At 63.9% G+C, this 17,510-nt stretch carries 18 protein-coding genes; 8 read left to right on the top strand and 10 right to left on the bottom strand.

Features of this window, described 5'->3' with window-relative positions; genetic code table 11:
• Positions 1-235: 235 nt before the first annotated feature.
• From SH412_RS25600 to SH412_RS25570, 7 genes are all read right to left on the bottom strand, one after another.
• A complete protein-coding gene (locus SH412_RS25600; RefSeq protein ID WP_336520878.1) occupies positions 236-1,285 on the bottom strand; it encodes an AAA family ATPase in 1,050 nt (349 codons plus the stop codon).
• Between the two features lie 109 nt (positions 1,286-1,394).
• Positions 1,395-1,790, bottom strand: coding sequence for a hypothetical protein (locus SH412_RS25595; RefSeq protein WP_336520877.1), 396 nt, complete (start codon positions 1,788-1,790; stop codon positions 1,395-1,397).
• Between the two features lie 96 nt (positions 1,791-1,886).
• Positions 1,887-2,114, bottom strand: a complete 228-nt coding sequence (locus tag SH412_RS25590) for a hypothetical protein (RefSeq protein WP_336520876.1) — start codon at positions 2,112-2,114, stop codon at positions 1,887-1,889.
• Positions 2,115-2,313: 199 nt separating this feature from the next.
• The gene (locus SH412_RS25585; RefSeq protein ID WP_336520875.1) at positions 2,314-3,084 is read right to left on the bottom strand and encodes a BON domain-containing protein; all 771 of its coding nucleotides are present in this window, start codon (positions 3,082-3,084) and stop codon (positions 2,314-2,316) included.
• A gap of 137 nt (positions 3,085-3,221) precedes the next feature.
• A complete protein-coding gene (locus tag SH412_RS25580) occupies positions 3,222-3,872 on the bottom strand; it encodes a hypothetical protein (protein WP_336520874.1) in 651 nt (216 codons plus the stop codon).
• Positions 3,873-3,967: 95 nt separating this feature from the next.
• Positions 3,968-4,432, bottom strand: coding sequence for a GNAT family N-acetyltransferase (locus SH412_RS25575; protein WP_336520873.1), 465 nt, complete (start codon positions 4,430-4,432; stop codon positions 3,968-3,970).
• Positions 4,433-4,571: 139 nt separating this feature from the next.
• The gene (locus SH412_RS25570) at positions 4,572-6,368 is read right to left on the bottom strand and encodes an FG-GAP repeat domain-containing protein (RefSeq protein ID WP_336520872.1); all 1,797 of its coding nucleotides are present in this window, start codon (positions 6,366-6,368) and stop codon (positions 4,572-4,574) included.
• A 242-nt stretch (positions 6,369-6,610) separates the two neighbouring features.
• Here SH412_RS25570 and SH412_RS25565 point away from each other — a divergent pair, with 242 nt between their 5' ends.
• Both SH412_RS25565 and SH412_RS25560 read left to right on the top strand, forming a co-directional pair.
• Positions 6,611-7,420 carry a TPM domain-containing protein gene (locus SH412_RS25565; protein WP_336520871.1) on the top strand — a complete coding sequence of 270 codons (810 nt, stop codon included), beginning with the start codon at positions 6,611-6,613 and terminating at the stop codon, positions 7,418-7,420.
• A 99-nt stretch (positions 7,421-7,519) separates the two neighbouring features.
• Complete coding sequence (locus SH412_RS25560) at positions 7,520-8,122, top strand: TPM domain-containing protein (protein WP_336520870.1); 603 nt, start codon at positions 7,520-7,522, stop codon at positions 8,120-8,122.
• 36 nt (positions 8,123-8,158) lie between these two features.
• On the opposite strand, the gene SH412_RS25555 is transcribed toward SH412_RS25560, so the two are convergent.
• Positions 8,159-9,970 (bottom strand): hypothetical protein, encoded by a 1,812-nt coding sequence (locus tag SH412_RS25555; protein ID WP_336520869.1) that lies wholly within the window; start codon positions 9,968-9,970, stop codon positions 8,159-8,161.
• 158 nt (positions 9,971-10,128) lie between these two features.
• Here SH412_RS25555 and SH412_RS25550 point away from each other — a divergent pair, with 158 nt between their 5' ends.
• A complete protein-coding gene (locus SH412_RS25550; protein ID WP_336520868.1) occupies positions 10,129-10,761 on the top strand; it encodes an FMN-binding negative transcriptional regulator in 633 nt (210 codons plus the stop codon).
• A gap of 173 nt (positions 10,762-10,934) precedes the next feature.
• Here SH412_RS25550 and SH412_RS25545 read toward each other — a convergent pair whose 3' ends face one another.
• Positions 10,935-11,720 carry an enoyl-CoA hydratase gene (locus tag SH412_RS25545; RefSeq protein WP_336520867.1) on the bottom strand — a complete coding sequence of 262 codons (786 nt, stop codon included), beginning with the start codon at positions 11,718-11,720 and terminating at the stop codon, positions 10,935-10,937.
• A gap of 335 nt (positions 11,721-12,055) precedes the next feature.
• Between SH412_RS25545 and SH412_RS25540 the strand changes: the two genes are divergently transcribed.
• Positions 12,056-13,330: a PQQ-binding-like beta-propeller repeat protein gene (locus SH412_RS25540; protein ID WP_336520866.1), complete on the top strand. Its 1,275-nt coding sequence runs from the start codon at positions 12,056-12,058 to the stop codon at positions 13,328-13,330.
• A 41-nt stretch (positions 13,331-13,371) separates the two neighbouring features.
• Here SH412_RS25540 and SH412_RS25535 read toward each other — a convergent pair whose 3' ends face one another.
• Positions 13,372-13,785, bottom strand: a complete 414-nt coding sequence (locus SH412_RS25535) for a hypothetical protein (RefSeq protein WP_336520865.1) — start codon at positions 13,783-13,785, stop codon at positions 13,372-13,374.
• Positions 13,786-13,910: 125 nt separating this feature from the next.
• On the opposite strand from SH412_RS25535, the gene SH412_RS25530 reads away from it, so the two are divergent.
• The 4 genes from SH412_RS25530 to SH412_RS25515 all read left to right on the top strand — a co-directional run bounded on the left by SH412_RS25530 (position 13,911) and on the right by SH412_RS25515 (position 17,490).
• Entirely contained in the window at positions 13,911-14,807 is an 897-nt protein-coding gene (locus SH412_RS25530) for a TIM barrel protein (RefSeq protein ID WP_336520864.1), read from the top strand.
• Positions 14,808-14,918: 111 nt separating this feature from the next.
• Positions 14,919-15,281, top strand: a complete 363-nt coding sequence (locus SH412_RS25525; RefSeq protein ID WP_336520863.1) for a 2Fe-2S iron-sulfur cluster-binding protein — start codon at positions 14,919-14,921, stop codon at positions 15,279-15,281.
• Positions 15,282-15,328: 47 nt separating this feature from the next.
• On the top strand, positions 15,329-16,987 hold the full coding sequence (locus tag SH412_RS25520; protein ID WP_336520862.1) for an alkaline phosphatase: 1,659 nt from the start codon (positions 15,329-15,331) through the stop codon (positions 16,985-16,987).
• Between the two features lie 29 nt (positions 16,988-17,016).
• Complete coding sequence (locus SH412_RS25515) at positions 17,017-17,490, top strand: hypothetical protein (RefSeq protein ID WP_336520861.1); 474 nt, start codon at positions 17,017-17,019, stop codon at positions 17,488-17,490.
• The last annotated feature ends 20 nt before the right edge of the window (positions 17,491-17,510 follow it).

Genomic DNA, 17,510 nt, shown 5'->3' with positions numbered 1-17,510 from the left:
CGATGTTTTGTCGACAGGTGTCGATTCTTCCCGTGGAATCGACAGATTCTCGCAATTCACCGAGTCTGGAATTCCGCAGCCTCTTCGAAGTCCGCGGCAAACGGCCACCAACCCGGACGCGCACGTCGGATCGAGTTCACCGGGAAGAGAGTGCTCCGAGGCGCGTCCCCGGCCCCTGGGACAGCATCACCAACGATCAAAACGCCGGAGGAATGCTGCGGACAGGCAGGGGCACTTACGCCTTGAAGACCTTCGGCAGATACCCACCGGGCTGAGGATGCTCAGAGGCCAGCTCCAGCAGACGTCCGACAATGTCATCGGGTCCCACTCCGTCCGCTTCTGCGTTGAAGTTCGTAATGAGACGATGACGCAGGACGGGGGCCGCAATCGCCCGGACGTCCTCGGTTGCGGCGGCGGGGCGGCCCTGCAGGATGGCGCGGGCTTTGGCCCCCAGCACCAGGTACTGGCCGGCGCGCGGCCCGGCTCCCCAGCTCACGTACTTCTGCACGAAATCCGGCGCGCCTTCCTGCCGTCGCGTCAGCCGGGCGAGTTGCATGGCATAGCGGACGACGCTGTCCGACGCAGGAACGCGACGGACGAGCCGCTGCAACTCCCGCCACTGGTCGCAGGTCAGAACGCGATCGAGCGTCGGGGGAACTCCGCCAGTCGTCTGGCGAATGATCTGAAACTCTTCGTCTTCGCTGGGATAGTTGACAAGGATCTGAAACATGAACCGGTCGAGCTGAGCTTCGGGCAGCGGATACGTCCCCTCCTGCTCGATAGGATTCTGCGTCGCCAGCACGAAGAAAGGATCGGGAAGCGAATGTCGTTGTCCGCCGGCCGTCACCTGCCGCTCCTGCATCGCTTCCAGCAGCGCCGCCTGGGTCTTGGGGGGCGTCCGGTTGATTTCATCCGCCAGCAGCACATTCGAGAAGACCGGCCCGGGGAGAAATTTGAAGTCGCGCTGACCCGTCGACTTGTCCTCCTGAATGACTTCGGTCCCGGTAATGTCGGCGGGCATCAGGTCGGGGGTGAACTGGATGCGGTTGAACGTCAGATCGAGAGTATCGGCGAGCGTCCGGACCATCAACGTCTTGGCCAGTCCCGGCACCCCGACCAGCAGCGCATGTCCGCCGGCAAGCATCGCGATCAGCATCTGTTCGATCACAACCGTCTGACCGACGATCACCCGACCCAGTTGACCGGTAATCTGACGATGGGCCGTCCGGAGCCGTTCGATCGCCGCCAGGTCCTGTTCGGATTCGGAAATGTCGGAACTGGTCACGCACGAGTCTCCGGAAGGGGCTCGGCCTGCGGATTGCCGAATCTGGTCTGGCCGCACGCCGTCGGCATCATCGGGGGTTCCGAGCCGGGTTGTCAAACCCGCCGTCGCATCACCGGTCCGCGGACTTCACGGCTTCCCGATCCGTTGCGGAACGGCGTGCGTACCGCAACTCCTCGGCCGCCCGGCAGGCGCCGACGAACGCCCGCACGCACAGCGCGATTGCCCCCAGTTCCAGAACGAAAGCAATCATGAAGGCGATCAACGGGAGTTGCGGTGAATCCGGTCTCAGGCCGAACGTCCCGAGCAGGGCATTCCAGGCGGGCAGTCCGACGTTTCTGGACGCTTCCGGGAAGTACCAGACTGAGAGGGAGAGAACGTCCAGGGCGATTCCGCGGAAAATCTGTCGGCAGCCGCGAGGATACCAGCCGATCAGGCGAAGGGCGAAGAATGCGGCCACTCCCCAGCCGACGGCGTGAATCGCGAGCAGAATGAGGCCAGGCAGCATCGACGGAACTCCGCACGAACGCGGCGGTCCTCCCGCTGACGAACGACGCCCGCTCGCATCAGTTTATGCTGCCTCTACGCCGTGAACCAGACCCTGTCACGCCACCCGCTGCTGGAGGACCGGAACGACCTCGGCCAGCACGCGCCGCATGTCGGCGACGATCCCTCGTTCGAGCTCGTCGGTCGAGATCCCCTCACAGGCGCGGACGCAGGCTTCAATCCGGCGGACCATCTCGCGGTTGGCGGGCGTGTCGACTCCCATCAGTTCTCCCTCGACAGAAAGGACGAACATGGGCGTGGAAGTCGAAGATTGCGGCCGATCCATTGGGCATCCTCGGGCAGAGTGGGCAAATCGCGGCACCGAAGACCGCCGACCGCCGAAGACTCGCGTGAGCATCGGTGGAAATCGGCATTCCCCGAGGCCGCCACGCAGGCGATTTTGCCGCCGACGCCATTTTTGCAGAACTGCGGACAGAACGGGGCGTCGAGGACGCATCGGCAGCGGCCGAAATTGAGCCGCCAGACTATTCCGTCGCGGTTTCCGGAGGGAACTGCAGTTCGTTGCGGACCGTCCTGACCCCCGGTTCCAGGCGGGCCAGATTCGCCGCCAGCCGGGCGTCTCGAGCTGTGGGGACAGTTCCGGTCAGCACGACTTCGCCATCAGCCCCTGGAGCCAGATCGATGTTCTGGAATTGCGGATATCGGCGGGAAATGCCGGTCAGTTGCTTCTGATAGGAAGCCTGAATTCTCGTTGGAGAGGGCTTCGGAAAGTCGAAAGCCACTCTCTGACGCGGACGAATCGCCGGTGCAGTCGACGTCTGACCTCCCTGGTTTCCCCCCCCTCCCGTCAGCAGATTCAGCAGATTCTGATTCTGCCCGCCACCGCCCCGGTTGCTGCCCCCGCGGTTCTGATTGCCTCCGTTGAAATTGCCCGTTTGCCCCTGGGTCGCTCGGCCGATGAAGCTGCCCGACGTATTCGCCCCGAGAAAGGAATTATTCCCGGCGCCCGCCTGACCCGCCTGTCCAAATCCGCTTTGACCGCCCCCCTGTCCGAATCCGGACTGGCCAAACCCCGATTGCCCGCCCGCGGATCCAAACGACGATCCGAAACCGCTCGCTCCCATCCCGCCGCCTGCGCCGCCGCCGGAGGCAGTGCCGAACATGTTGGAACCGACCCCCAGGCTGGTGGCCGATCCGGTCGAGCCCCGAGGCGCAGGCGTCGCCTGCGCCCACACGGACTGCTCAGCAACGAACAGAAACCCGGCAAGAACTGCAAGCAGCATTTTGGTGCGCATGGCGGACCTTCCGCGCGGCGGGAGGAATGGACTCTCTTTCTATTCTCTCGGCAACCGGGCGGACCGGCAAGCAGAATCTTTCCCGCCACGGCGTGAATCGACGGGGATCGTCAGACATTTCTGTCCCGGAAATCAATTCACCGGATCGACTGGATGATCGCCTCGACCTCGTCCTGATTCCAGACCGAATCCTCCAGTTCCAGCGTGAACGTCACCATTCCCTGCTTGCCGGTAAAGCTCCCCCGAACCTGATGCAGGGTCGTCTTCGAGCCCGCATCGTCCCCTTTTTCAAAGACAAACTCCGCTTCCTGCCCGCCAAGCTGAAAGGTTTTCGTCTCGCTCGACGTGTTGACCAGGGTGTGGAACTGATCCTGTTTCTCATCGAACGACTCGGCGAACCCCTTCTGAAAGCCTTCTTTGAAATCTTTCTCGTCGCCCATCCGGGGCAGGACTTCCATCAGCATCAGCCGGCCCTTGCCGTCGGTCCGCTCGAAGTGCACCAGCCGCATCAGCATCATGAAGTTGTCGATTTCCATCGACTGCCGACCTTCATAATCCGCCGGCAGCGTGATCTCGCAGATCTCGGCTCCCTTGGCGGCGACCTGCTGAGGATTGGTGGAGACATTCGGGGCAAAGCTGTAGCCGACGAAGCCGCAGACGCCGCAGCAGGCCAGCATGCCCATGCCGCCCACTATCCCAAAGACCAGCAGGAACTTCGAAAACGTGCTCATCCCCCGCTTCGGCTGAGCCGGCGCCTCGTCGTCCCAGTTGTCGCGGTCGTCCACCATTGCGGAAGTCCTTCACAAGTATTGGTCTGTCGGCCCGTGGCCGCATTGTTGGTCCGGCAGAGACAGGAGTCAAACGAGGCTCTGCCGCGCACGGATCAATGCCCCGCCGATTTTTCCACTGGCAAATCCATCCGCATGCCGCTCGCCCACTGGCGAAACCCCAGCTTCTCGTAATACGGAATCAGCGTCTCCGCGCAATCCAGAATCACCTTATAACAGCCGTGCTGACGGCTGATCTCGATCAGATGCCGGACGATCATCCCGCCGATGCCCCGCCCCTGCAGATCCGGATGCACGGCGACATCCTCAATGTGCCCGACCAGACCGCCGTTGTGCAGGAACTTGGGCTCGATAAACAGCGATGCAGTTCCGATCACCCGATCATTTTCCAGGGCGACAAACGTCGAAATTCGTGCCCGCAACCGATGCTGAAAGACGCCGATCGCCTCGTCCTCGGTCAACTGCAGCGCGGAAAACGCCGCCAGGCAGTCGAGGAAGCCCCGCTGCAGGTCGGTGGCGAACATCTGCCGAACTTCGATCGAACCGGCGGTTGCGGACATTGCGACGTGACCTGACTGAAGGGCGCTGCACGGGACATCAACAGACACACAATGTCGGCGCCCCCATTCCACCGTCAAGCGAATGCAGTCGCGCCGGACTCCGCATGGTCCTGTACGCGTTCGACGACGCCGTTTGGTTTCAACGGCGGGCCTGTTCGGCGCGCAGTCGGACGTAGTCAATGCCAACCAAGTACGACTTCGCCGCCTTGGCGTTGGCCCCGACGATCTGGAGCGACAGCACATGCGGACCGGGTTTCAGCGCCAGCTTGGAAAAAGTCAACACCCCCGTGGTGACGACCTGCGGATCGTAGAGATCAATCGGCTTGCCGAGCGGCTGCCCATCCAGCGCGAGTTGCACAATCCCATAGTCTCGCGCGCAGGTCAGGACAACATCCAGCTCCGCCGGACCGGCCTGCTCGGGCAGCATCACCTTCAGCGTGTCCCCCGGCCGGCCACCGGTCCAGAAGAGCTGTTTGCCGCCGCTCCACTTGTCGCCGGTAAAGCCGGTCATGGCCTGCGTCCCGACGTTGCCCGACGACGTCTTCGTCTTCAGCGATTCCCCTTCCAGAACCCCGGCGACTTCGCCGGTCGTTTCGTCCGGGGTCACCTTCGGCCCGCGGAGAGCTCTCGCTCCTTCGGCCGACGGCGCCGGCGGCCCCTGATAGCGTTTCGGCTGGGCGGCGTCCCAAGTCGCTTTGTCGACTTCAGTCCGGCGGTGCAGCAAAACGTGCCCCCCGACCATGCCGCCGACGACGATGTCCGGCAGATTGTCCTTGTTGAGATCAACCACCGAAATCTGCCGGCCGACGCCCGCCACGTCGTCGATCCGATACGGCGCCCAGTCCACGCCGTCCGGACCGCGGACGAGCCGGAACCAGTAGATCACCGCCCCCGCATCCCACATCGGGCTCCCTTTGTGGTGCGAATAGTAGGTCTTGCCGGTCACAATATCCTGCAGTCCGTCGCCGTCGATATCCGCCAGCGCCACCGAATGCAGCTCGCTGAAGACCAGCCCGTACCGGTTCTCGGCGGCGTGCGAGCCCATAATCAAGTGCGGCTTGAAGGCGATCTCGCCGTCCTGCTGAACCTGTTCAAACCAGGACAGGCCGAAGTCGTGGGCGGCCAGGCTGGTGATGACATCATTGTCGCCGTCGCCATCGACGTCGTAGGCATACATCTCGGCCCCGCCATAGGCGTTGGTGAAATCGGCGTCGTGCGACGGCCAGCGGGACGTCGTCGCAGCTTCGGCAGGCTGCTCGTACCAGCCCTTGGCGTGGATAATGTCCAATCGACCGTCGCCGTTGACATCGCCGATCCCGAGGCCGTGCCCGAACCGGTCGGCGGTCACCTTCTCGGAAATCTGGTGGAACTTCCAAGCTTCGAGCGGCTTCTCCCAGTCGATCGTCGCAAAGCCGAAAAAGCCTCCGCGAGTGCAGACCAGTTCGGGACGCTCGTCGCCGACCAGATTGATGAGCTGCGGCGATTCGTTGGCGACCGAATCGAACACCTGGTGCTTCTGCCAGTGCTTGTCGAAGGCACCCGCGCCGGGGTTCTGATAGACGTACGCCGGCGTCCCGGGAAAACCGACCGTGAAGACGTCTTTCCAGCCGTCGCCGTCGAAGTCGTAGATCCAGGCGAAGAAGTGATCGGAATAGCCTTCTCGGTTCTGCGGCCTGGGAGCATAAATCTCATGCTTCGTGGTGAAATCGGGGCCTTCGTACCAGTGCGGGCCGTAAACGGCGTCGCCGTGACCGTCGTGATTCAGATCCCCGCCGTTGGCCCCCTCGGAGTAGTATTCCGTCGTGAGCGGCTTCCGCTCGAACGTGTCGAGCGAATGCTTGTCGGCGGCGGACGCCGGAGTCGAAGACGCGACGGCCAACGCCATCAGCAGGCCGGTCAACAGAGCGGACAAAGCGCGGCAATTCACAGTCAACATCCTGGGAGTTCCTCGTGTGGCTCGAACGGCCGCTATGATGCCGAGTCTCTCCGCGGAAGGAAAGAAGTTTGTTCAGTTTCCAGCGATCACACTGGTTCCGGAAGAGCGTCTGGACGAGACTGCATGTCTGCGATTCGCGGGCGGGCCAAGTTGGCTGGTGATCCGACGACGGGCCGGCAGCGTTATCGATCTCTGCCAAAACTGACCGCAGTCGAGACAATCCTTTGCCAGGGCCGTTCAAAATGTCGTTTCCCGTTGCAACGCTGGCTCGACTGTGCGTTCTGACCGCTGTTGCGGCGGGAAGCCTGCTGCAGGCTCAGGATGCGAATCGCATCAACCTCGAACGACCGGGGCCGCGAGACTTTATCGTCGACAATGCGAACCTGATCAGCGAGGCCGACGAGCTGAAAATCCGGCAGCTCGCCGACAAGCTCCTGACCGACAAGGCCGCGCCGATCATCGTGGTCACCATCGAGTCGATGGCCGCGCACGGCGGAGCGGGTCTGCGGATCGAAACCTTCGCCCGGCTACTCTTCGACCAGTGGGAAATCGGGCCGGCCAAGCTGGGCGAGAATCCCTGGAACTACGGCATGCTGCTGCTCGTCTCGCGCGACGACCGCAAGGCGAGAATCGAGCTGGGAGCGGGCTGGCGGCACGACAAGGATGTCGCCGCCCAGAAAATCATGGATGAGCTGATCATTCCGCATTTCAAGGCGGGCGACTTCTCCGGCGGCATCGTCGCCGGCGTCGAGGGTCTCGACAAACTGGCGCGGGACCTGAAACTTCCACAGGCAGTCGCACCGCCACGACCGGCGTCGCACTACTGGATCGGCCTGGCATTCGTCGGGCTGTTGATTTTCACCGTCGTCTCGCTGATCCGGCGGGGATCGAGCGGCTGGGCGTGGCTCTTCTGGGGCGTCGTCTTCGCCGTGATCGGGACAATTCTCTATCAAATGGCCACCAGCCGATCCAGTTCCGGAGGCGGCGGTTACTCCGGGGGATCGTTCGGCGGCGGCTTCTCCGGGGGCGGCGGAGCATCCGGTTCCTGGTAATTGGCAACGGAGACGGGGCGAAACGTGACAGAACCAGACCATCGAATCAGCGATGCTGATCGCGAACGAGTCAATCGGGCCGTCCGGGACGCGGAGTCCGTGACCAGCGCGGAGCTCGTGCCGGTCGTGGCGCAGTGCTCCGGTCGGTACGATCGGGCGGAAGACGTCGTCGGGCTGTGGGGGGGCCTGCTGGCGCTGGCCGTCGTCTGGATGATGCTCCCCTCGACCGTCGCAGACAGCGGTAGCTGGGGGCATCCGTCGCCGGGCGGGCAGCTCGTCGCCCTGCTCGCGGCCGTCGTGGCGGGCTTTCTGGTCGGTGCCATTCTGGCCAGCCGGTTGCCGGAACTCCGGCGACCGTTCACCCCGTACCGACAGATGGAAGAAGAAGTCCTGCTGCGGGCCCGGTCGGTTTTCTACGACCAGCGCGTGCATCACACGGCGGGCGGTTCCGGGCTGCTGCTGTACGTGTCGCTCTACGAGCGGATGGCGGCGGTGATCGCGGACCAGAGCGTCCTTGAGAAACTCGGCCAGGACCAGATCGACTCCCTCTGCCAGGAACTGACACAGCAGCTCCAGCACCGCACGCCAGTCGATGCCCTGTGCGCCACGCTCGAAGTCGCCGGGCAACGACTGCGAACGGTCCTGCCGCGCAGCGAGGACGACGTCAACGAACTGGCCGATGCGCTGGTGGTTGTGGAGTGAGATGAAGTGGTCAAGGCTTTGCCGCAGGCAGCCGCCCTACGGTCGCCAGTCCGCCCTCTTCACAACATCTTTCACATCAATCGGCCCCTCGTCGCAAAGTAACGCATGGAGCTGCGGGTCCTGCAGCACTTCCGCGACCGCCATCGGCCGTCCATCGACGAGGAGCTCACTGGCCATCAACCGCACGCCGTGGCTGTAATCCAGATACCAGTCGACATGGCCGACATACAGAGTCTGGATCGGGCGGCCGTCCGGCTGATGCCAGCCGTAGATCGCCACCTTGTGCGGCTTCTCGCGCAGGCGATTGCTGAGCACCACATCTTTCTTGATCCCCGCCGTCAGCGGACCGGGAGGCTGCCCTTCGAACTGCTTCTCGATCAGCCACTGATGCTCGAAGAACGTCGCCAGGGCGTCGCGATTCTCCCTCAGCGGTCTGGGCGGAACTCTCCGCGACGCGGCGGCAAAGATGTCGTCCGAGATCTTTGTCGTGATCAGCGACGCCTGCAGCTTGCCGGCGAGGATCGCTCCCGTGTAAGGCGTCAGCGGCAGACGGAAGAAATCCGCGTCGGAACCGACGGCGAGATAGTCTGACGTCACGTAATAAACTGCCGAATGCGACTGGCCGGTGGCATCCGTCGCGGCCACTCGGATCGGTACCAGCCGGCGGAGAAACTCGGGGATGTTCCCGCGGGTGATCTCGCGGACGACGGCGGCTTCGCGAGCGACGCGATCGAGGTCGGCAACCTGCCGGTAGAACTCCGATCCGGTGACGGCATCCGCCGGACGGGGTGGCAGCGGCAGGCTGCGTGCGGAAACATCGTTCGCCACGACCGCCGCCGGGGGCTTCGCTTCTGCAAACGGGGCCGACTGAACCCAGGCCGTATAGGCGCGTGGTCCGCCGAACCGGCCCCAGGCATCCTCCCGAGGTCCGCCGACGGTCAGGCTCTGCAGCAGTCCGTTCATCTCGCCGACGAGAGCCGTGTGCAGGATCTTGTTCTCGGGATTGGGATGGACGAAGACTTGCACTTGGCCGTCGAGCGCAGTTGTCCGTCGGAACGGCCCTAACTCGGATTCCGTCAGCGGAGAATCCTTGCGGACATGGGCCAGCAAGCGGTCGGTCGCCCGGAACGTGCCGCCGTCCGGACCGACCACCTTTTTCCCGTTGAACGTGATCTCCCGATCGTCGTAGGCAATAACAACCAGCCGCCGCGAAGGACTCCCCTTGAGCCACGCCAGCAGCTTGTCGGCATGCTTCTCGTCGGAGTAGGAATAGTTCGCGTCGAGGAATGCGATCCGCTCAATCGCGTCTGGGATCGCGTCGACTGCCTCAATCCATCCATGCACAAAGGACCCGCCGCCGCTGTGGCAGGCGAGGTCGACGTGGTCTGCCGCGAATTCGCGGGTCAGATTCGCCACCAGGTCGCGAACGATCTCACCCGCCTCAGGCCGCTGCTGTCGAAAGGCGGGCCAGCTCAACTGGGGCGCCTGCACCACGGCGAGCAGAATGTCTTCGTCGGGTGTGACCTCCCGCTGCCGGCGAACCTGGGCGGCGATGTGCTGAATGTCGAAACGCCAGTCGAGATCCTTCGCCGCCGCACAGCCGAGCGTCTGCTCCAGAGTATTTCCGTTGGGCGTGGCGAAGATCACGAGCCGCCGTTTGCCCCTCTGCAGCCGGACCGGGGCGTCGATGAAAACTCGCACACCGGATGAAAGCCGGGTCGAGCGGACCTGCTCGTCGAACTGTTCGGTCCTGATGAAATCAGGCAGCAGCGTCTCCGCTCCGTTCACGGGCGCCTGACCGAGGACGAATACGCAATATCCGATGACTGCGAACAACCGAACCTGCATGGGGTGCTCCACGAGCCTCGGGGACTTGCCGGACGCGCCGGCGCATGCCGCGATTCACCGATATAATAGTGCTGCTCGGCAGCCGCCGAACCATTCTCCCGATCGAATTGTCCATCCGCGCATTCCGAACCCCTCCAGTCCCTTGCGAAAGACCCTCCATGTACGTCCCGGCGGCCTTTGCCGAGCACGACCTGGCGAAGTTGCACGATTTTATCGAGCAACACAGCTTCGGCCTGCTGGTCTCACAGGTGAACGGCGAACCGTTCGCGACACACCTCCCGTTACTGCTCGAACGCGCCGCCGGGCCGCAGGGAGCACTTGTCGGCCACGTCGCCCGGGCGAACCTGCAGTGGGAATCGCTGGCAGAGCAGGCAGTGCTCGCAGTTTTCTCAGGGCCGCACGCCTACATCTCCCCGTCCTGGTACGAGGCCGACAACGTCGTCCCGACCTGGAACTACTCGGCGGTGCACGTCTACGGCCGAGTGACGCTGATCGACGATCCCGACAGTCTGTTCGCGCTCGTCCAGGCGACGACCGAGGCCTACGAGAAATCCCGGCCGGTCCCCTGGGCGGTCGGCGAGCGAAACACCTTTCTGGACCGTCTGCTGGCGATGATCGTCGGCTTCCGGATCGACATCGAACGAATCGAAGGAAAATGGAAGCTCAGCCAGAATCATCCCGTCGAACGTCGCCAGAAAGTGATTCGGGAACTGCGAAAACGAGACCAGTCGGATGACTCCGAAGTTGCCCGGCTGATGGAGCAGATGCTCCCGGCGGATGAAGAAGTCTGACGCGGATGGTCGCCTCGGGCGCCAGTCCGAAATGCACGACGTCATTGTCGCGCTGCTGAATCTGTGGGGACTTCACATGGAGGCAACTGGGGAATGAGATCGAGTTTTCGAAACCTTGGCTCCTCGCCATCTGACACTTTCGACATTCCGCCTTCGTCATTCGACATTTCTTCTCACTCCCCCTTCCACACCGCCGGCCGCTTCTGCAGGAACGCCGCGATCCCTTCCTGCGCGTCGTGGGCCACCGCGTTCCGCGTCATCACCTCCACGGCATCGGCGTACGCCGTCGGCTCGTCGAGATGCATCTGCCGGTAGAACGCCTCCTTCCCCAGCCGGACCGTCAGCGGGCTCGATGCGACAATCGCGCCCGTCAGCTCGGCGACGACCGCGTCGAGATCCTCCGGCGCCGCGATCCGGTTGATCAGCCCCGCCTGCAGCGCCCGCTCGGCATTCAGCGGCTGGCCGGTCAACAGCATCTCCATCGCCAGTTTGGGAGTGATGTTCCGCACCAGCGGCACCATCGGCGTCGTGCAGAACAGGCCGATCTTCACGCCCGGCGTCGCGAACTTCGCCTCCGACGACGCCACCGCCAGATCGCACGCCGCCACAAGCTGGCAGCCCGCCGCCGTCGCCAGCCCCTGCACGCGCGCGATCACCGGCTGCGGAATCTGACGGAGCTGCTGCATGACCTGCGAACAGCGATCGAACAGCCGGCGGTACTCCTCTTCGCTCCGCCCGGACATCTCCGACAGATCGTGTCCCGAACAGAACACCGGCCCCGCCGCGCCAAGGACCACCACCCGCGCCGTGGTATCGGTCGCAATGGCCGACAAAGCCCCGCCTAGCTCAGTCAGCAGCTCCTCCGAAAGGGCATTGCGACGCTGAGGCCGATTGAGGGTGACGCGCACGACGCCCGCCGAGTGTTCGACGAGCAGATTGGGAGCAGCAGCGGATTCCATGATGGTGATTCCTGGGACATTGCAGCGATTGATCGATGCCAACGATTGTCTCAAACGTCAAGGAAAACGGACAGCCAACGCAATTCGGACGAAATACGCCACCCCTTGTCGTGCCGTCTCGACCCCGAAGGGGTCAAAGAGGGTAGCCAGGGGTTGAGCGAAGCGACACCCCTGGCGGACTGCGACGACGAAGTCGCCGGTTGAGGAGCGAAGCGCCCCCCCCGGCAATCCAGACTCGCCACTCCACCCCGGCACAAAGGTGTTGGCGGACGCTGGTGTTTCCGCTAGCCTGCCGTCGACGCTCGCAGTGAATTCAGTCCCCCGGAGCCCTCGACATGCCGCACGGATCGCAGCCACGCCACTTGTTCGGTTACGCCTCGCTGGCGATCCTGCTCCTCGCCGACGTCGCTCAAGCCGCCGACTGGCCGCAATTCCTGGGCCCCGCCCGCAATGGGATCTCCGCCGAGTCGGACCTGATTCTGCAATGGCCCGCCGATGGACCGAAAGTCCTCTGGCGCGTCGAGGGAGGCGCCGGGATGTCGGGCGTGGCCATCCTCAACGGCCGTGCCATCACACTGATTCAAACTGACGGCGACCAGATTGTCCTGGTCCTCGACGCGACCACGGGCAAGACGCTGCAGGCCGTGCCCGTCGCCCCGGAATTCGACAATCCCATGGGAGCCGGCCCGCGCGCGACGCCTGCGCTCGCCGGTGATCGCGCTTACGTCTACACGGGCGAAGGCATCCTGGCCGCCGTCGACGTTAAGGATGGCAAAGTCGTCTGGTCGCACGATGTCGTGAGCGAGCTGGGCGGCAAGCCTGCGGAATACGGCATGGCCTGTTCGCCGCTGCTGCTGGGCGACAACGTCATCGTTACGGCGGGGGCCTCCCGAGGGACGGTGGCCGCCTTCGATGCCGCAACCGGGAAGCCGGCCTGGCAGGCCGTGGCCGGGAATGGTCGGGACACCGCCGGCTACTCGTCCCCCGCGCTGCTCAACGTCGGCGACGAACAGCAACTCGTCGCATTCGAAGGGAAAGCCGCCATCGGACTCGCGCCAGCGACCGGCAAGCTGCTGTGGCGCTATCCCTACGTGACCGACTACGACTGTAACATCGCCACACCGATTTCGGTCGACGGAAAAGTCTTCATTTCCTCCGGCGAGAACCACGGCAGCACGCTCCTCGACATCGTCAAGACCGGCGACTCGTACAAGGCAACCGTCGCCTGGGAATCGCAGGGACCAAAGAGCGTCCTGCGGACCGAATGGCAGACGGCGCTTCTGCACGACGGCCATCTGTACGGCTTCGACAACGTCGGCAGCGCCGGACCGGTGACGCACCTCACCTGTGTCGAAGCGGCGACGGGCAAGAGAAAGTGGCAGGAACTGCGGTTCGGCAAGGGAAATCTGATCCTCGCCGACGGCAAACTGTTCGCCACGACGATGCAGGGAGAGCTGGTGGTGATCAAGGCATCGCCCGAGAAGTACGAAGAGCTGGGGCGACAGACGCTGCTGCGGTCAACCCGCCAGGCGCCGGCGCTGGCGAACGGAATGCTCTACCTCCGCGATGACCGCGAGATCGTGTGCGTGAACGTGAAGGCCGGCAACTGAACCGTTCGGCTGATCGACGCCGGGAATATCGCAGCAAACTCTCAGTCCGGTTCAACAACCGGCATCGCAATCTTCCGTCGCTTCCGCTTCTTCTTGCGCGGCGGATCGATCCGCCGTTCCAGCATCTGCAGCCCCATTCCGCCGGTAATGATGAGGGCCTCGACCACCAAACCGCCAATCAGCAGTCCCCGTCGCTCCGTCATCACATAGCCGATCACCCACGGCGCCGAGGGAATCTGCGCCACGCTGTGCCAGGCGAAGTTGCCGACCATCTGGACGGCAAACGCACGCGACGCAGCCCGCGGTCGCAGACCGCGCAGATCGATCGGATTGCCGTCTCGACTGGCATAGGCCGAGGCCGCGCAGCACCAGAATAAAATCGCCGCGACGATCGAGACGCCGATCGTCACCTGCGGGATCGACCAGTTTGCAGCGACAGGTGCGTCTTCACTCATGATCGGCCCGGCTCCCGGCAGCGATTTCTCTCGGGGGAACCCAGAGCGTGGGCAGCCCCCGGCAACTGCGGTATATTGAGTCCCGGCGTGCTCCGCCGTCCAGTGTTTTTTTCAGGATCTGCACCATGAGTGTTTCCCGACGTTCGTTCCTCAGCACGGCGGCCGCCGGCGCCGGACTGGCCGCCCTGGCGCCGCACGTTCATGCAGGGGCGGATTCCGCAGCGGATCTGAAATCGATCGGCAAGACGCCTCATACAAAGTTCGCCGTCAACTGCGAAATGTGGTGGACGAAGTTGCCATTTCTCGACCGCATCAGAAAGACGGCCGAGCTCGGTTTCCCCGGCTACGAATTCTGGCCGCTCGCCGGGAAAGATCTCGACGCCGTCGCGTCGCTGTCCCAGGACCTCGGCCTGGAAGTCGTGCAGTTCACCGCGTGGGGCTTCAAGCCCGGCATGAACGAACCGAAAAATCATCCCGCCGTCGTCCAGGCCATCAAAGACGCCTGCGTCGCCGCGAAGAAGCTCAAGTGCAAAAAGGCCTGCGTGGTCGCCGGCGACGATGTCCCCGGCATGACCCAGGCCGAGATGCACAAAAACGTCATCGCGGCCCTGAAGAGCGTGGCGAAGATCGCCGAGGACAACGACCTGACGCTGATCCTCGAGCCGATGAATATCCGCGTCGATCACAAGGGGCACTGTCTGTACGGCAGCGCCCCGGCAATTCACATCTGCCAGGAAGTCGGCTCGTCCCATGTGAAGATCAACTGGGACCTCTATCATATGCATATCACCGAAGGGGACCTGTGCGGGCACCTGCGCGAGGGGATGGCGACGAAGACCATCGGATACCTGCAACTTGCCGATCACCCGGGCCGGAACGAACCGGGAACCGGAGAAATTCACTACAATCGCGTCCTGAAAGAGGCCCATGACCTCGGCTATCGCGACTTCGTGGGTCTCGAATGTCGGCCGACGGAAGAAGTCGCCGCCGCCCGTCGCGTGGCCGCCGCGGATGTGTGGTGATTTCGCGAAGAGTCTGTGCAAAGTTCATGAACAGCGCGTCGGCGAATTGTCGCGTGCGGTCAGAATCGGTAGAGCTGAAGGCCGGCTGGCTTCAGCCAGGGAGAAGTCTTGATGCCTCGTTTGACTGTTGAGGGTGTGGGCGAATTCGAAGTCCCGGCGGGCAAACGCCTCGTCCTGGCCCTCACCGAAGACGCCAAAGTCGACCAGCTCCACGCCTGCGGCGGCAACGCCCGCTGCACGACCTGTCGCGTGGAGTTCGTCGCCGGCGAACCGCAGAACATCACCATCGCAGAAAAGGAGCTCCTCGCGGCTCGCGGTCTGTCTGGCCTGCGCCTGAGCTGCCAGGTCCTGGTCGATCAGGACATGACGGTCCGCTGCATCAGCCGGCTCGAAGGGAGCGGCCGGGCGAATGCCGGCGGCCAACCGACCCCCGAACTGCAGCCCCAGCCAGTCGCCTGGACCACGAAAGACTGATCTCTCCCCCCAACCATCCCGCCCAGCTCATTCAGGAAGCCGTTTCGATGCCTGCCCGCCCTCTGCTGCTCGCCTGCCTGACGGCCGTCATGGTCGCCTCTTCGCTCCCGGCCCAGGACTACATCCGCGATCTGCAGACGGCCGCCGTCAAGGCGAAGTCTGCAGACTTCGGCCATTGGGGTCCCGACCCGAAGAACTACGTCGCGTGGGGATCGCACTCGAACCGGCTGATTCCCGTCTACACGTTCGGCACGCTCGGGGCCGGCAAGGGTGTCGACCTCACGTCATACACGGGAGCGAACAGCCCGTATCGCAGCGAACAGGAGCTGAAACGGATTTACGGCAGACTGCCGTCGAACACGCTCAACCCGGAAGCGGAGTACCTCGACCAGACGAATCTGTACGACATCCAGAAGGCCGCCTTCGCCGCCGGCAAGAAACATGTCTTCCTCGTCGTCTTCGACGGCATGGACTGGGACACCACTCGTAACGCCGCGATTGACCAGCGGCAGAAGATCGAATACGACTCCGGCCGCGGAACCGGACTCCATTTTCTGGACTATACCGCCGGCGGTACGACGCAGTTCGGCTACATGTGCACCAGCCCGCACAACAACGGCACCGAGGTCGACGTCGACGCCCAGACCGTCAAGAACCCCGGCGGCACCATGTTCGGCGGCTACAGCGCCACCCACGGCGGCCCGAATCCCTGGACCCCCGGCAGCGATTCGCTCTACCCGATCTCCAAGGACCCGGACCCGGCGTTCCAGCACGCATATACCGATTCTTCCAGCTCGGCCAGCAGCATGACTGCCGGCGTCAAGATCTACAACAACAGCGTCAACGTCGATGCGACCGGCGCTCAGGTGGAAACGATCGCCCATCAGGTGCAGGCGCTGGGTTATGCGGTCGGCGCCGTCAGCAGCGTCCCCATCAGCCACGCCACCCCCGCCTGCACCTACGCCCACAACGTCGACCGGGACGATTATCAGGACCTCACCCGCGACCTGCTCGGACTGAAGTCGATCAGCCATCCGGACCAGCCGTTGCCCGGCCTGGATGTCATCATCGGGACGGGATGGGGAAGCGAACGGAAGAAAGACTCCGGGCAGGGAAAAAACTTCGTTCCCGGCAACGCCGTCCTGACCGACGCCGACCGGGACGCCGTCGACGTGAAGAACGGCGGGAAGTATGTGGTCTCGCAGCGAACGGCCGGCCAGTCCGGGGAAAACCGTTTGCTGGCCGATGCCGGCGCGGCGGCGGCGGGCGGACACCGCCTCCTGGGCTTCTACGGCGTCGCCGCGACCAGCCATCTGCCGTTCGCAACCGCGGACGGAGATTTTCGGCCCGCCCCGGGCCGGACCGACAAGATTGAAGAGTACACTCCCGCGGATCTGCTGGAGAATCCGACAATCGCGGATATGGCCACGGCGGCAATCACGGTCCTGTCGAAGAATCCGAAGGGATTCTGGCTGCTGGTCGAGCCGGGAGATGTCGACTGGGCCAACCACGACGACAACCTCGACAACTCCATCGGGGCCGTGAAGTCCGGCGACAAGGCCGTCAAAGCCATCACCGACTGGGTCGAGCAGCACAGCAACTGGCAGGAGTCGCTGCTGATTGTCACGGCCGACCACGGACATTATTTTGTTCTGAAGCGGCCCGACCTCCTCGTCGCTCCCGCGAAAACCGCGTCTCGTCGCTGAAGTCGTCCCTGTGGTCTGGAGACCTGCGCATGGCCCAGCCTCCCTTCGAAGTGGCGGTTGCTCACCAGTGGTTCGCCGTGGAATGCAACAACGATGCGTGGTCGCTGCTGGAGGCCGCCGCGCAGTCGACCGTTGAAAGCGAGCGGATCATCCATCTGGCGCATGCCGCCTGCCACCACTGGCTGCAGGTCGGGACGGTGCTCCATCACGCCCGGGCCCAAAACCTGCTCGCAAACGCGTACGCCGCAGCCGGTCGGGCCGAGCCCGCCCTGCATCACGCCCGTCGGACCCGGGAGTTGTTGAGCGAGGCCGCGGACGCCGCGGCCGACTGGGACTGGGCATTTGCCCACGATGCGCTCGCCCGCGCCCACGCAGTGGCGGGAGATGCTTCGGCGGCCGCGTTCCGGGCCGAAGCCCGGGCCGCCGGAGATCGAATCGCCGATCCGGAAGACAAAGCCGCCTTCGACCAATGGTTCATTCGAGAGCTTCCCATCTCTCGATAGCCGCTCGCCACGATGGCCAG

The organism is Planctellipticum variicoloris, assembly GCF_030622045.1.
GTDB lineage: Bacteria > Planctomycetota > Planctomycetia > Planctomycetales > Planctomycetaceae > Planctellipticum > Planctellipticum variicoloris.
This window is presented reverse-complemented; position numbering and strand designations above follow the sequence as displayed.

Coding starts and splice junctions, on each gene's coding strand:
- SH412_RS25515 (WP_336520861.1), top strand. CDS start 17,017: ATGGCCCAGCCTCCCTTCGAAGTGGCGGTTGCTCACCAGTGGTTCGCC.
- SH412_RS25530 (WP_336520864.1), top strand. CDS start 13,911: ATGAGTGTTTCCCGACGTTCGTTCCTCAGCACGGCGGCCGCCGGCGCC.
- SH412_RS25595 (WP_336520877.1), bottom strand. CDS start 1,790: ATGCTGCCTGGCCTCATTCTGCTCGCGATTCACGCCGTCGGCTGGGGA.
- SH412_RS25570 (WP_336520872.1), bottom strand. CDS start 6,368: ATGTTGACTGTGAATTGCCGCGCTTTGTCCGCTCTGTTGACCGGCCTG.
- SH412_RS25540 (WP_336520866.1), top strand. CDS start 12,056: ATGCCGCACGGATCGCAGCCACGCCACTTGTTCGGTTACGCCTCGCTG.
- SH412_RS25525 (WP_336520863.1), top strand. CDS start 14,919: ATGCCTCGTTTGACTGTTGAGGGTGTGGGCGAATTCGAAGTCCCGGCG.
- SH412_RS25550 (WP_336520868.1), top strand. CDS start 10,129: ATGTACGTCCCGGCGGCCTTTGCCGAGCACGACCTGGCGAAGTTGCAC.
- SH412_RS25565 (WP_336520871.1), top strand. CDS start 6,611: ATGTCGTTTCCCGTTGCAACGCTGGCTCGACTGTGCGTTCTGACCGCT.
- SH412_RS25575 (WP_336520873.1), bottom strand. CDS start 4,432: ATGTCCGCAACCGCCGGTTCGATCGAAGTTCGGCAGATGTTCGCCACC.
- SH412_RS25545 (WP_336520867.1), bottom strand. CDS start 11,720: ATGGAATCCGCTGCTGCTCCCAATCTGCTCGTCGAACACTCGGCGGGC.
- SH412_RS25555 (WP_336520869.1), bottom strand. CDS start 9,970: ATGCAGGTTCGGTTGTTCGCAGTCATCGGATATTGCGTATTCGTCCTC.
- SH412_RS25520 (WP_336520862.1), top strand. CDS start 15,329: ATGCCTGCCCGCCCTCTGCTGCTCGCCTGCCTGACGGCCGTCATGGTC.
- SH412_RS25535 (WP_336520865.1), bottom strand. CDS start 13,785: ATGAGTGAAGACGCACCTGTCGCTGCAAACTGGTCGATCCCGCAGGTG.
- SH412_RS25590 (WP_336520876.1), bottom strand. CDS start 2,114: ATGGATCGGCCGCAATCTTCGACTTCCACGCCCATGTTCGTCCTTTCT.
- SH412_RS25585 (WP_336520875.1), bottom strand. CDS start 3,084: ATGCGCACCAAAATGCTGCTTGCAGTTCTTGCCGGGTTTCTGTTCGTT.
- SH412_RS25580 (WP_336520874.1), bottom strand. CDS start 3,872: ATGGTGGACGACCGCGACAACTGGGACGACGAGGCGCCGGCTCAGCCG.